The organism is Euhalothece natronophila Z-M001 (assembly GCF_007904085.1).
Taxonomy (GTDB): Bacteria; Cyanobacteriota; Cyanobacteriia; order Cyanobacteriales; family Rubidibacteraceae; genus Halothece; species Halothece natronophila.
The window spans coordinates 2,114,683-2,127,410 of sequence record NZ_CP042326.1; the positions used below are offsets into that span (position 1 = coordinate 2,114,683).

15 protein-coding genes are annotated in these 12,728 nt (G+C 42.2%); 13 read left to right on the forward strand and 2 right to left on the reverse strand.

The window, feature by feature from the left end; genetic code table 11:
- Positions 1 to 133: 133 nt before the first annotated feature.
- On the forward strand, positions 134 to 661 hold the full coding sequence (locus FRE64_RS10300) for a GNAT family N-acetyltransferase (RefSeq protein WP_186708770.1): 528 nt from the start codon (positions 134 to 136) through the stop codon (positions 659 to 661).
- 6 nt (positions 662 to 667) lie between these two features.
- On the opposite strand, the gene hemF is transcribed toward FRE64_RS10300, so the two are convergent.
- Complete coding sequence (gene hemF / locus FRE64_RS10305; protein WP_146295993.1) at positions 668 to 1,708, reverse strand: oxygen-dependent coproporphyrinogen oxidase; 1,041 nt, start codon at positions 1,706 to 1,708, stop codon at positions 668 to 670.
- A gap of 113 nt (positions 1,709 to 1,821) precedes the next feature.
- Between hemF and FRE64_RS10310 the strand changes: the two genes are divergently transcribed.
- Positions 1,822 to 2,307, forward strand: coding sequence for an SRPBCC family protein (locus FRE64_RS10310; RefSeq protein ID WP_146295994.1), 486 nt, complete (start codon positions 1,822 to 1,824; stop codon positions 2,305 to 2,307).
- Between the two features lie 180 nt (positions 2,308 to 2,487).
- Positions 2,488 to 2,820 (forward strand): DUF6679 family protein, encoded by a 333-nt coding sequence (locus tag FRE64_RS10315; protein WP_146295995.1) that lies wholly within the window; start codon positions 2,488 to 2,490, stop codon positions 2,818 to 2,820.
- On the opposite strand, the gene FRE64_RS10320 is transcribed toward FRE64_RS10315, so the two are convergent.
- Positions 2,802 to 4,430 (reverse strand): MBL fold metallo-hydrolase, encoded by a 1,629-nt coding sequence (locus FRE64_RS10320; RefSeq protein ID WP_146295996.1) that lies wholly within the window; start codon positions 4,428 to 4,430, stop codon positions 2,802 to 2,804. The genes FRE64_RS10315 and FRE64_RS10320 overlap by 19 nt on opposite strands.
- Before the next feature lie 233 nt (positions 4,431 to 4,663).
- On the opposite strand from FRE64_RS10320, the gene FRE64_RS10325 reads away from it, so the two are divergent.
- From FRE64_RS10325 to atpA, 10 genes are all read left to right on the forward strand, one after another.
- Complete coding sequence (locus FRE64_RS10325) at positions 4,664 to 5,572, forward strand: YihY/virulence factor BrkB family protein (RefSeq protein ID WP_222597808.1); 909 nt, start codon at positions 4,664 to 4,666, stop codon at positions 5,570 to 5,572.
- Positions 5,573 to 5,674: 102 nt separating this feature from the next.
- Positions 5,675 to 6,907, forward strand: a complete 1,233-nt coding sequence (trpB, locus tag FRE64_RS10330; protein WP_146295997.1) for a tryptophan synthase subunit beta — start codon at positions 5,675 to 5,677, stop codon at positions 6,905 to 6,907.
- A gap of 10 nt (positions 6,908 to 6,917) precedes the next feature.
- The gene (locus FRE64_RS10335; protein ID WP_146295998.1) at positions 6,918 to 7,547 is read left to right on the forward strand and encodes a ribonuclease D; all 630 of its coding nucleotides are present in this window, start codon (positions 6,918 to 6,920) and stop codon (positions 7,545 to 7,547) included.
- Between the two features lie 139 nt (positions 7,548 to 7,686).
- Complete coding sequence (locus tag FRE64_RS10340) at positions 7,687 to 8,115, forward strand: ATP synthase subunit I (RefSeq protein ID WP_146295999.1); 429 nt, start codon at positions 7,687 to 7,689, stop codon at positions 8,113 to 8,115.
- A 52-nt stretch (positions 8,116 to 8,167) separates the two neighbouring features.
- Positions 8,168 to 8,917, forward strand: coding sequence for a F0F1 ATP synthase subunit A (atpB, locus tag FRE64_RS10345; protein WP_146296000.1), 750 nt, complete (start codon positions 8,168 to 8,170; stop codon positions 8,915 to 8,917).
- A gap of 126 nt (positions 8,918 to 9,043) precedes the next feature.
- A complete protein-coding gene (gene atpE, locus FRE64_RS10350; RefSeq protein ID WP_146296001.1) occupies positions 9,044 to 9,289 on the forward strand; it encodes an ATP synthase F0 subunit C in 246 nt (81 codons plus the stop codon).
- Positions 9,290 to 9,429: 140 nt separating this feature from the next.
- Positions 9,430 to 9,864: a F0F1 ATP synthase subunit B' gene (locus FRE64_RS10355; protein WP_246140428.1), complete on the forward strand. Its 435-nt coding sequence runs from the start codon at positions 9,430 to 9,432 to the stop codon at positions 9,862 to 9,864.
- A 54-nt stretch (positions 9,865 to 9,918) separates the two neighbouring features.
- The gene (locus tag FRE64_RS10360) at positions 9,919 to 10,455 is read left to right on the forward strand and encodes a F0F1 ATP synthase subunit B (RefSeq protein WP_146296003.1); all 537 of its coding nucleotides are present in this window, start codon (positions 9,919 to 9,921) and stop codon (positions 10,453 to 10,455) included.
- On the forward strand, positions 10,452 to 11,015 hold the full coding sequence (gene atpH, locus FRE64_RS10365; protein WP_146296004.1) for an ATP synthase F1 subunit delta: 564 nt from the start codon (positions 10,452 to 10,454) through the stop codon (positions 11,013 to 11,015). Before FRE64_RS10360 ends, atpH begins: the two co-directional genes overlap by 4 nt.
- A gap of 45 nt (positions 11,016 to 11,060) precedes the next feature.
- On the forward strand, positions 11,061 to 12,578 hold the full coding sequence (atpA, locus tag FRE64_RS10370) for a F0F1 ATP synthase subunit alpha (protein ID WP_146296005.1): 1,518 nt from the start codon (positions 11,061 to 11,063) through the stop codon (positions 12,576 to 12,578).
- Positions 12,579 to 12,728 lie beyond the last annotated feature (150 nt).

A 12,728-nucleotide genomic window follows, 5' to 3' on the forward strand; every position in this document is an offset into this window, starting at 1 on the left:
TATCTAATTTTATTATCTTTAGAGAATTTGTCTATATTCTCTTATTGTCTCGTTTCTATAAAAATTTGCCAAGTATCTCTCGGATGATAAAACAGCAAAGCTGATATGATAGGGGAAATCGTGATCCCCATGCATGGATAAAAACATTGAAATTCGACCAGAAATTCCTCACGATTATCTGGCTGTTAGCAAGGTACATCAATTAGCTTTTGGACAAGAGGCGGAAGCAAACTTAGTCGATCAATTACGTTTAGTTGTCAATCCTTACCTGTCCTTGGTTGCGATCAAACAAGATCAAATTATTGGACATATTTTTTTTACCCCTGTTGATCTTGCTTCTGAATTGCCTATGACAACAGGAGTTATGGGACTAGCGCCAATGGCGGTTCTTTCACTATATCAGCGACAAGGAGTCGGAACAGCATTGATTAGAGAAGGACTGCGATTATGTCAACAAATGGGAAGTAAAGCAGTGGTTGTACTTGGTCATCCTGAATATTATCCACGCTTCGGCTTTAAACCATCCATAGAATATGGACTTTACAGCGAATATGATGTTCCTCCAGAAGCATTCATGGCAATGGAATTAACTCCAAAAGGACTGGATGGGAAATCAGGTCTAGTTAAGTATCATCCAGTCTTTAAGCAAATTACGGAATAACTATCATTAACCTTGATGTTGCCAATTTACCCAATCTTGCGGCTTAAGAAAAGTCTCATATAGTTCCGCCTCTGGGGTATTGGGTTCAGGATGATAGCAGTATTCCCAACGCACTAAAGGGGGTAGCGACATTAAAATGGATTCAATACGCCCATTGGTTTGTAAGCCGAAAATCGTACCGCGATCATAGACAAGATTAAATTCGACATAGCGTCCGCGTCGATAGAGTTGAAAATTTCGTTCTCGCTCCCCATAATCAATTTTACGGCGTTCTTTAGCAATGGGAGTATAAGCAGGGAGAAAAGATTGACCACAGTCTTGAACAAAGGCAAATAACTGTTCCCAACTGCGAGGTTCAAGTTTCCCAACTTGATTGCTATATTGGGCTGCTACCCCTTCTGGATCAGGCCCTTTATATAATTGTCCTTGACCATCTTGGTAGTCGAAAAATACACCGCCAATTCCTCGGTTCTCCTGACGGTGTTTAATATAAAAATACTCATCACACCAACGCTTAAATGCTGGATAATACTCTGGATGATGACGATCGCAGTGAGTTTTAACGGTTTGATGAAAATGAACCGCATCTTCAGCAAAAGGATAATAAGGGGTTAAGTCAACGCCACCACCAAACCACCAAACCGGACCCGCTTCAAAGTAGCGATAATTGAGGTGAACTGTGGGAACATAGGGATGACGAGGGTGTAACACCATTGACGTTCCCGTGGCATAAAAGCTATGTCCTTCAGCTTCTGGGCGTTGTTTCAAGATAGAAGAAGGTAGTTTGTCGCCAAAGACTTCAGAAAAATTTACACCCCCTTGTTCAAAAAGATCACCATTTTTAATCACGCGCGATCGGCCGCCCCCTCCTTCCTCACGCTTCCACGTATCTTCCTGAAATTTTTGACCACTGCCATCAAGGGCTTCTAAGTTGCCACAAATGTCATCTTGAAGCGTCAACATAAATTGACTTACGCGACGTTTGGCATCTTCAGGTGGAACAAACTCGCTTTTTGTGGATTTTAAATCAGTATCTTTAACACTCATGGATTAAATGGTTAATAAATTTTGCAAACTATTCTTGAGAAACTGCCCTTAAAGGGATTTAATTTTCCTACAATAGGATACTTGCCTGGGCGTAATGGATCAGGAGATATGTTGTGATTCTTAATTTTTCGTTCAAGTTCATTGCGAGAAAAGAAAAAATTTGCTGTCAGTTTTCCCTCTATAAGACTTATCGTGTCTTAAGTAACGCACCTGTGGATGTGCTTTGGGAGAAACTGATTAACTTAGGGGATGTGTCTTGGAATCCCTTGCTCGATCATACCAATGCCCCACGAGGATTGCAGGCTAAACCGGGGATTATTTATCAAGCTGTAACCCGACTAACCCCCATTCCCATTCGGGTATTTGTGGAAAAAGTTAGTCCTGGAGAATTGATTAGCCTGCGAGTGCTTGCCATTCCCGGTATTCAGAATCGAGTCACTTATCAAGTAGAATCAACCTTGATTGGCACTTATGTCTCTTGTTCAATTACTTTAAGAGGTTGGTTATCGCCGTTTTTATGGTGGATTATTCGCCCTTATGCTTCGCGAGTGGTACGAGAATTAGCTCAGTCTGCCGAATCTACAGAACAAGTGAGTTAAAGAGGGAGTCATTGCTTCTTAGTTTTCTAATCACAAAGGATTCTCTTTTAGCGGTTATAGACTTGTAACCGATACCAACGGTTAATATGTCAAAATAGAAGCGTAACTCGGAATCAATTTGATCCGTAAGGTATCTTGATCAACAATCCTAGAAATCTACCCTTGGCTCAGGAGAGAACAATGCTACACCGCAAGATTCATAAATTTTGTAACGAAGGTCGTGAAGTCTGCATTTTCTTGCGGGATCAACAACGCTGGATAGAGGAAGCACGAATTGTCAGTTTAGAAGGCGACCTAGTAACAGTTCGTTATGAAGTCGATGAAGAGGAGGAAATTAGTTCGTGGGAGGAAATTATCCGTATTGAAAGTATTGCTTCTATCACTCATCGTCTCGCGTCAGTGATCCGCTCTAATGCTGACCCTTTGGTTTCTGATGATTGTCCTGAAGCTGAGCAAATTTATCCCAATCACCCCAATAACAATCCTGATTATCCTCAAGATTCATCTTCTTGATTGTCTAGTAAGGGTTCAAACACAGGACAATACCCTTGTGGAGTTACTTGAAATCCATAAAGGGGAGAAGCAGGGTTACGACAATGCTGACGTTTTCGGTGGCGGCAGTTGCCACAACTTGCGACATCGCGGGGGAGCTTCTCATCACTGGTTTCAGTGATAATTTCTTTTTGGGATAAGCCTCGTAGGACAAGTTCTTCTCCTTGCCAACGGGCTTTCACTAAGCCAGTATCCGAAAAATTGTGCCAACGGGGATCATTAACAATGCTACTAGGAAGCTGAATATTGATAGTTTTTTCCGCTTCTTTGACTTCTCCTTCATAGTTAGTTTCTGGGGGAGCAGCAGGTTGAATAAATTGATTCCCAATATGAAGTTCGACTTGTTTTTTGGCTTGAGGAAGATGGAGATGATAACGATTTTGTAATTCTTCAAGACTGGTGAGATCACTAAGATAGTTTCTGGGACCGTGAATAAAGATTACGTGCTGAGGGCGTAGGTTATGAATTAGTTGGGTTGTCCCTAAACCATCGCTGTGCTGCGCTAGGAGATAGCTTTGGATGGCGCTGGAAAACTGTTTTTCCCCAAGGGCTGGGGTGGTAAAATAATCCGGTTGAAAAATGACCCAGTGCTGGTTAGTCTCATAAAAATAATCTTGCCACTGGGAGGTTTCTTCGACAAGGATAATGGCAGGATGTTGATCAAGGGGAGAGTCGGGAGTAAGGGGTTGAACTCGCGGGCGTACGCGATCATCCCAAAATAAAGGTTGATGCTTGGCAAAGTTTTGCACAGATGCGGGAAGATGAGGCAAAATTTCTAAGTAGGCTTCACAGGCTTTACTAATGGTTTCATCTACCCAAATATCAAGTTCTCGTCCTGTAAATTGATGATGAGAGCGTAGTAGGACTAAAATTTCTTGGGCAAGTCCAAAAAATGGCACGGGTAAAATAATGTTATACCCTTGATCTAAGGCTTCACTCAATCGCCCCATTAATTGATTTTCTTGTTGGCGACGATGAGGATGGCGAGCTGTGCCATAACTACCTTCTACAATTAGAATATCAGGGAAAAAACTCCGTAATTCTTCTAGAGATAATCCTTCTGCTAACCTAGAATTGGAAAGGAAAAAGTCTCCTGTATAAAGAATGCGATAAGATTGTTGGTGACTGGTATAAGTTAGCGCGATCGCGCAAGCTCCTGGTAAATGACCCGCAGGATATAATTCCACCACTAAATTATCTGCTAAAGCAACACGCGATCGCGTTGGAAGAGCTTGGGCTAAAGCTGGAATATGAGGCTCTTCTAGCCAATTGAGGGGAAGTAATTGCACTGTTACTTCACTAGCATAAATCGGGATATCAGGAAAATGACGATGGAGCGGGAGTAATCCCCGAGCATGATCCCAATGAGCATGGCTACACAACACCCAATCCACAGGAGGAGAATCAGTTTCCACTAAATCTTTAACATTAGCGAGACCACAATCAAGGAGTAAGCGATGTTCTCCTATTTGCAGTAAAAAACAAACCCCTTCCCCCTGATTTCCCACTGCATAGGGGTAGCAAAACAGTGGAATTTCGTCATTATTAAAGGAAGAAGGTGGTTGACTCATGCTTCATCCCCCAAAAATATCTTTAATTAATGAGCCGAGCCGTTGCCATGATAATTTTCGGAATCATAGAAACCGTTTTTTGTCCCAAAAAAGAGAGTAGAAACAATAAATAAACCGGATAGAACGACTAAAATTAACTTAATATCCATAGGAATGACAACTTCTGGTTAAACTAAAACTATTCATCTTAGAAACCATTGTATCTTGAAGCGATTTCATTGGAGAAAAGAACATTGAGACATTTAAAGGAGTTATTCGCCCTACTCAAAGAAACCTTTACCCAGTGGTTAGGGCATAAAGCTCCTCGTTTAGCAGCTGCGCTTGCCTATTATATGGTTTTTTCTCTTTCTCCTATGATCATTATTGCAATTGCTATTGCTGGGGCAATTTTCGGTGAAGATGCAGCACGGGGTCAAATTGTTGCCCAAATGAGTGATGTAGTGGGAGAAGAAGCAGCTAATATTATGGAGAGAGCAATTGCTAATGCTAGCCGACCGGATTTAAGTAATTTTGCTTCTCTTATTAGCTTGGGAGTTTTATTTTTTGCAGCTTCAGGTGTATTTGCTCAACTTCAAGATGCTCTGAATACCATTTGGGGAGTACAGCCTAAACCGGGACTAGTCGTAAGACAATTTATCGTCAAACGCATTATTTCCTTTGCGATTGTTGTGGGTATTGGCTTTTTAGTCATTTTATCGCTATTTTTTAGTGCTGCGATAACAACGCTCATTCAACTGGAATTAATTCCAGGATTGTCTGAATTATGGCAATATATTTCTACTGTCATTTCTTTTGTCTTAACAACAATTTTATTTGCCCTGATTTTTAGATTTCTTCCTGATGCTAAAGTATCTTGGAGTGATGTTTGGATTGGCGCAATTATTACTTCCGTTTTGTTTGGAATTGGTCGTTGGTTATTAGAGTGGTATTTTGCTAGAACAGGCTTTGGTTCGACTTATGGGGCAGCTGGCTCTTTAATCGTCCTTTTAGCTTGGGTTTATTATTCAGCACAAATTCTGTTTTTGGGAGCAGAATTTACCGAAGTTTATGCCCGTAAATATGGATCGCGGATTACTCCAAATCGTTATTCTGTGAAAGTAACCACAACTCCGATTGAATATCCTGAAGAGGACGAACAATAATTGTCATTAGTCATTGGTCATTGGTTTACAAACAACAAAGGACGAATTTTTTCAATATTCGATAAGATAGAGGGTGCTATCGCAACAGTTTAAGGAAAGCAAGTGACAGTATCCTCAGTTCCATTTCAATCTCAATATCCTGATGCAAAAGGGCGCTTTGGTGAATTTGGCGGTAAATATGTTCCTGAAACCCTAATTTGCGCTCTTAGTGAATTAGAAAGTGCTTACCAAGAAATTCGCAATAATCGCGATTTTCAGCAACAGTTAAAACAATTATTACACGATTATGTGGGACGACCGAGTCCTTTGTATTTTGCCGAACGTCTGAGTGAATACTATCAGCAACCCGATGGCACTTCCCCTCAAATTTATCTGAAGCGAGAAGACTTAAATCATACTGGGGCGCATAAAATTAATAACGCGATCGCGCAGGTGCTACTTGCCCGTAAAATGGGAAAAAAGCGTATTATTGCTGAAACAGGAGCCGGTCAGCATGGGGTCGCCACTGCCACAGTTTGCGCTCGCTTTGGCTTGGAGTGCGTAATTTATATGGGGGTTCAAGATATGGAACGGCAAGCCCTCAATGTCTTTCGGATGGAACTGATGGGGGCAAAAGTTGAACCCGTAGAAGCTGGCAATGGAACCCTGAAAGATGCCACTTCCCAAGCAATTCGAGACTGGGTCACCAATGTAGAAACCACTCACTATATTTTAGGCTCTGTGGCGGGTCCTCATCCCTATCCCATGATAGTCCGTGATTTTCATGCGGTTATTGGGGAAGAAACACGCTATCAATGTCAAGAAAAGTGGGGGGGACTTCCTGATATTCTCTTAGCTTGTGTGGGCGGCGGCTCTAATGCCATGGGATTATTTTCTGAGTTTGTCTCGGAATCCTCAGTTCGCCTCATTGGTGTAGAAGCAGCCGGAGAAGGGGTTAATGGTAGTAAACACGCTGCTACCTTAACTAAAGGAACACCGGGGGTTCTTCATGGAGCCATGAGCTATTTACTGCAAGATGAAGATGGACAGGTAACGGAAGCCCATTCGATTAGTGCAGGGCTAGACTACCCAGGCGTGGGCCCTGAACATAGTTATATGAAAGATAATGGTCGTGCTGAATACTATAGTGTCACTGATGCAGAAGCAGTAGAAGCCTTTCAAAGAGTCTCTCGTTTAGAAGGAATTATTCCCGCTTTAGAAACAGCTCATGCTTTTGCCTATCTAGAAAAGCTTTGTCCTCAGTTATCAGGATCGCCCAAAATTGTGATTAATTGTTCAGGGCGTGGGGATAAAGATGTGCAAACGGTAGCAAAATATTTAGAGGAGCAGGGTTAGAGGAGAAAAAATGGATTTATCGAAATTACAGGTTTGTGATCAAGACTTATCAGAAGATTCCTTAAAGCAATATTTAGCCAGTGAAGCGATTGCCGTCGATACCGAAACGATGGGGCTAAAACCGAAGCGCGATCGGCTTTGCTTGGTACAACTGTGTGATGTTGATGGCAATGTCACCATGATTAGAATTGCTAAAGGACAAACTCAAGCCGAGAACCTCAAAAAATTAATGGCAGCCTCGAATGTATTAAAGGTATTTCACTTTGCTCGGTTTGATGTTGCCCAGCTTTATCATACCTTTGGGGTGATGACCGATCCCATTTTTTGTACAAAAATTGCCAGTAAAATGGCGCGAACATATACCTCTAGTCACGGCTTAAAAACTTTAGTACAAGAGTTAGAAAAAATAGAGTTAGATAAAAGCTCTCAAAGCTCTGACTGGGGAAATGCCCACAATTTATCTCGAGAACAGTTGAGTTATGCCGCTAATGATGTTCGGTATTTAATTAGCATGAAAGCGAAACTACAGCAAATGCTAGAAAGAGAAGAGCGTTGGGAGTTGGCACAAGAGTGTTTTAAATGCATTCCCACATTTGTAAAGCTAGATTTGCGACAATTTGACGGCATTTTTGAGCATTAAGCTCGTAACCTTTCCCTCTCAGAATACTAGATAAATTTCCAGAAGATTAAAGAATTGTAACTAGACCGTGATATGATTGCTCGTGGCTCGTTTAAGTAACGTCATAACCCGAACCAAGGATTCAAGTGTGAGTTCACCGATGTCAGCACCTGAAACAACCGACAGCCCTACTTCTGAGGCGAGTGAAGAGACAAACTCTGATCGCGCCATGACTGAGTTTTACCAACTCCAACGTAATCTTTATTTGGTTATGTTGGGGTTAACAGTGGTAATTTTTGTCTCCGTGTGGGTCGCTTATTCAGGAAATACCGCACTCAATTACTTATTGGGCGCTTGTGCTGGCTTATTATACTTTCGTCGCTTGGCACGGGATATTGAAGGGCTAGGCGTTTCTAAACAAGGAGTTGGATTTGGTAGCGTCCGTCTCGCGATTTTTATCGCTGTGATGGTTGTAGCCGCTCAACTCGAACGTCTAGCTATTTTGCCCGTATTTTTGGGATTTATGACTTATAAAGCAGCCATTATTGTTTACGTGGTGCAAACCACCCTTTTCCCAAAGGGGAAATAAGCCAAACTTGGCGTAAACTGACTGTTTGATTAACCACGGGGAAACTTGCTCCATGACAACCTTGTTAGATGCAATTAAAATTACCCCTACTTTTCCCCTCGCTGAATTAGAAGTTGGGGAACACTTCTACTGGGAAATCGGTAACTTTACCATTCACGGCCAAGTTTTTTTAACCTCTTGGTTTGTGATTGCTTTACTGTTAATCTTTAGTTTTCTGGGGACTCGTAACTTACAGCGAGTGCCCAGTGGACTGCAAAATTTCCTAGAATATGCCCTCGACTTCATTCGCGACATTGCGAAAACTCAAATCGGTGAGAAAGAATATCGCCCGTGGGTGCCGTTTATTGGAACTTTGTTTTTATTTATCTTTGTTTCCAATTGGTCAGGAGCACTCTTTCCTTGGAAAGTGATTGAAATTCCACATAGTGAATTAGCAGCTCCGACTAATGATATTAATACAACGGTGGCTCTGGCGTTATTAACTTCTCTCGCTTACTTCTACGCGGGGATTAGTAAACGGGGAATCGGTTACTTTAAAAAGTACATTGAACCTACTCCCATTCTCTTACCGATTAATATTCTGGAAGAGTTTAGCAAACCTATCTCCCTTAGTTTCCGACTTTTTGGTAATATTCTTGCGGATGAGTTGGTGGTTGCGGTATTAGTTCTACTAGTGCCACTATTTGTTCCCTTACCAGTAATGGCGTTGGGACTCTTTACCAGTGCCATTCAGGCGTTGATTTTTGCAACCCTGGCTGGGGCTTACATTGGTGAGTCTCTAGAACATGGTGAGGAAGAATAAAAAAAAACTTGGTCAGACTACTTGCTTAATTTGCCATTTCATGACCATGCTGTTAGTATCCGTTTTTACGGATTCGATTTACCTTTGAGTACACCCAAATCAAATTAATTAACGAGGAAAAAAATTATGGATTCTTTAACTGCTGCTGCTTCTGTTATTGCTGCTGCTCTCGCTGTTGGTTTAGCGGCGATTGGTCCTGGTTTAGGACAAGGAAACGCTTCTGGTCAGGCTTTAGAAGGAATTGCTCGTCAACCTGAAGCAGAAGGTAAAATTCGTGGAACCTTACTCCTTTCCTTAGCGTTCATGGAAGCGTTAACCATTTACGGGCTTGTGGTTGCACTAGTATTACTCTTTGCTAACCCCTTCTCGTAAGGTTTAGAAGCGGTGAGGGTGGGCAACTCCCATCCTCATTTTTGTTGACATAAGCGTACATAACAATCACCATCTGAGAAATGACAAACTGGATGATTTTACTGGCAGCTGAAGCGGTAGAAACCACAAAAGAGGGGGGATTGTTTGATTTTGATGCCACTCTCCCTTTAATGGCAGTGCAATTCTTGGTTTTGGTGGCCCTCTTGAATGTCTTATTTTATAAGCCTTTAACACGCGTGTTAGATGAACGGGATGACTATGTTCGCAAAAACCTTAATCAAGCGAAGGAAAATGCGAAAAAGTCAGAAGAACTAGCGCAAAAGTTTGAGGAGCAATTAAAGGACGCACGGCGAGAGTCGCAAGAGATCATTGCCAAAGCACAGGCGGAGGCTCAAGAAGAAGCGTCAAAAAATATTGCTCAAGCTCAACAAGAGGTACAAGCCCAACGAGAAAAAGCAACTGCTGAAATTGAAGCCCAAAAGAGAGAGGCTCTGCAATCCCTAGAATCACAGGTGGATACTCTTAGCCATCAAGTTTTGGACAAATTAGTGGGGAGAGATCTAGTCAAACGCTAGGGTATGCTCTCCTATAAAAACAGACGATTAATGTAAATTAAAGGATAAAGTGCGATGATGGGGATGTTTTCTTACTTCCTCGCAACCGAAGCTGCAGAGGAAGGCTTTGGACTGAATTTTGATATTCTTGAGACCAATATAATTAACTTGGCGATTATTATCGCAGTTTTATTTTACTTTGGTCGTAAATTTTTGGGTAATAATCTTTCTCGGCGTCGTTCTCAAATTGAAGAGGAAATTACTGATGTCGAAAAACGAGCAGAAAAAGCCACTGCCGATTTAAAAGAGGCAGAACGGAAATTAGCTGAAGCCCAAAAAGAAATTGAGAATATCCGCAACTCAGCCCAAGAAAGTGCGAAAAAAGCAAAAGAGCGGATTTTAGCGGAAAATGCTAAAGAGGTAGAGCGGATTAAAGAGGCGGCTATTCAAGATTTGGATGCGGAAAGAGAACGGGCGGTAGCTGAAATTAAGCAGTATATTGCTCGTTTGGCTTTGGAAAAAGTGGAATCTGAATTGCGAAACCGCTTAGATCAATCTGCTCAAGAGAAGTTAATTGACCGCTCTCTAGCTCAATTAGGAGGAGGGAGATGAGAGAAAATACACTCATGAGCGCAGAAGTGGTTGAACCTTATGCTGAGGCCTTAATGTCCTTGGCAGATTCTCAAAATCTAGTAGAACGGTTTGGGAATGAGGCAAAAGAACTACTGTCTGCCCTAAAAGGATCACAGGAGTTACAACAGTTTTTGGCCAGTCCTGTAATTAAAATTGAGGATAAGAAAGCTGTTTTAAAACAGGTGGCTGGCGAGGGATTACATCACTATTTGTTGAACTTCTTGCAGTTGGTCATTGATAAAAAACGAACTGCTTTTTTAACAAGCATTCTGGAGCAGTTTTTAGCTCGCGTACGCGAACGCACTTCTACGGTTTTGGCACAGGTCACTTCGGTGACTGAGTTAAACCAACAACAGCGCGATCGCGTTAAAGAACAAGTAAAAGCCATGACCAATGCTCGGGATGTGGAATTAGAAACTTCTCTGGATCCTGATTTAATTGGTGGGGTTGTGATTAAAGTTGGCTCACAAGTGCTTGATGCTAGCTTGAAAGGACAACTCCGTCGTATCGGCTTAAGTTTAGAAGTTACGGCTTCATAACAACAAACAACAAAGATTAGATGACATCATAAGGGATAATTCACCATGGTTAGTATCAAACCAGACGAAATTAGTAGCATTATTCGCCAACAAATTGAACAGTATGACCAAAGCGTTCAGGTTTCCAATGTGGGAACGGTTCTGCAAATTGGTGACGGGATTGCCCGTATTTATGGCTTGGATAAAGTCATGGCGGGAGAACTGGTGGAATTTGAAGATGGTACGGTTGGCATCGCACTGAACTTAGAAGAAGATAATGTCGGTGCGGTTTTAATGGGCAGTGGTCGTGGCATTCAAGAAGGGAGCTCTGTTAAAGCCACGGGGAAAATTGCCTCGATTCCTGTGGGCGAAGGCTTAAAGGGTCGTATTGTTGACTCTCTAGCCCGTCCTGTGGATGGAAAAGGCGAAATTCAAACGGATTCTAATCGCTTATTGGAATCCATGGCGCCTGGGATTATTGAACGGAAGTCGGTTTATGAACCGATGCAAACAGGGATTACTGCTATTGACAGTATGATTCCCATTGGTCGCGGACAACGGGAGCTAATTATTGGTGACCGTCAAACGGGTAAAACTGCTGTTGCCATTGACACCATTATTAACCAAAAAGATGAAGATGTAATTTGTGTTTATGTCGCGATCGGACAAAAAGCCTCTACCGTGGCTCAGGTAGCAGCAACCCTAGAAGAACGCGGCGCATTAGATTACACCGTGATTGTGGCAGCAAATGCCAGTGATCCTGCAACATTGCAATATCTTGCTCCCTATGCTGGAGCCGCGATCGCGGAACACTTTATGTATCAAGGCAAAGCAACCTTGGTGGTATATGATGACTTAACTAAGCAAGCCCAAGCCTACCGTCAACTTTCACTCCTTCTCCGTCGTCCTCCCGGTCGTGAAGCCTATCCTGGAGACGTTTTCTATCTTCACTCTCGCCTCTTAGAACGGGCTGCTAAGCTCAATGAAGAGTTAGGGGAAGGCAGCATGACCGCCCTGCCAATTATTGAAACTCAAGCAGGAGACGTTTCTGCTTATATTCCCACTAACGTAATTTCCATTACCGATGGACAGATTTTCTTGTCTTCGGACTTGTTTAACTCTGGTTTCCGTCCAGCGATTAACGTCGGGATTTCCGTTTCCCGTGTGGGATCATCAGCACAAATTAAAGCAATGAAGCAAGTGGCTGGAAAATTAAAGCTAGAACTTGCCCAGTTCTCAGAATTAGAAGCCTTTGCTCAATTTGCCTCAGACTTAGACCCTGCTACCCAGAAACAGTTAGCTCGCGGTCAACGTTTACGGGAGATGCTCAAACAGCCTCAAAACTCTCCCCTCTCCGTGAGTGAACAAATTGCCGTGGTTTACTCTGGAATTAATGGCTACCTTGATGATCTGCCCTTAGAAAAAGCCAATGACTTTGTTCAAGGGTTGAGAGAGTATATCACCAATAATAAGCCAGAGTTTGCTGAGGTAATTAAGTCTGAGAAGAAATTGGTTGAGAAAGCAGAAAACTTACTCAAGGAAGCCATTTCTGAATACAAAGAAACCTTCAAAGCCTCTATGTAAGTTTTTCAGTGACCAGTAATCAGTCGCCAGTAACCAGTCATCGGTAATAAGTGGTAATTAACTTTTTCCATTTAACCGAATTTAACCTGTCCTGGTAACTGGTAACTGGTAACTGGTAACTGAGAAGTGATCACTGATAACTAAAAATTA

Bases quoted from the DNA above. Each gene is read 5' to 3' on its own strand.
- FRE64_RS10300 (WP_186708770.1), top strand. From the start codon at position 134: ATGGATAAAAACATTGAAATTCGACCAGAAATTCCTCACGATTATCTG.
- hemF (WP_146295993.1), bottom strand. From the start codon at position 1,708: ATGAGTGTTAAAGATACTGATTTAAAATCCACAAAAAGCGAGTTTGTT.
- FRE64_RS10315 (WP_146295995.1), top strand. From the start codon at position 2,488: ATGCTACACCGCAAGATTCATAAATTTTGTAACGAAGGTCGTGAAGTC.
- FRE64_RS10320 (WP_146295996.1), bottom strand. From the start codon at position 4,430: ATGAGTCAACCACCTTCTTCCTTTAATAATGACGAAATTCCACTGTTT.
- FRE64_RS10335 (WP_146295998.1), top strand. From the start codon at position 6,918: ATGGATTTATCGAAATTACAGGTTTGTGATCAAGACTTATCAGAAGAT.
- FRE64_RS10340 (WP_146295999.1), top strand. From the start codon at position 7,687: ATGTCAGCACCTGAAACAACCGACAGCCCTACTTCTGAGGCGAGTGAA.
- atpB (WP_146296000.1), top strand. From the start codon at position 8,168: ATGACAACCTTGTTAGATGCAATTAAAATTACCCCTACTTTTCCCCTC.
- atpE (WP_146296001.1), top strand. From the start codon at position 9,044: ATGGATTCTTTAACTGCTGCTGCTTCTGTTATTGCTGCTGCTCTCGCT.
- FRE64_RS10360 (WP_146296003.1), top strand. From the start codon at position 9,919: ATGATGGGGATGTTTTCTTACTTCCTCGCAACCGAAGCTGCAGAGGAA.
- atpH (WP_146296004.1), top strand. From the start codon at position 10,452: ATGAGAGAAAATACACTCATGAGCGCAGAAGTGGTTGAACCTTATGCT.
- atpA (WP_146296005.1), top strand. From the start codon at position 11,061: ATGGTTAGTATCAAACCAGACGAAATTAGTAGCATTATTCGCCAACAA.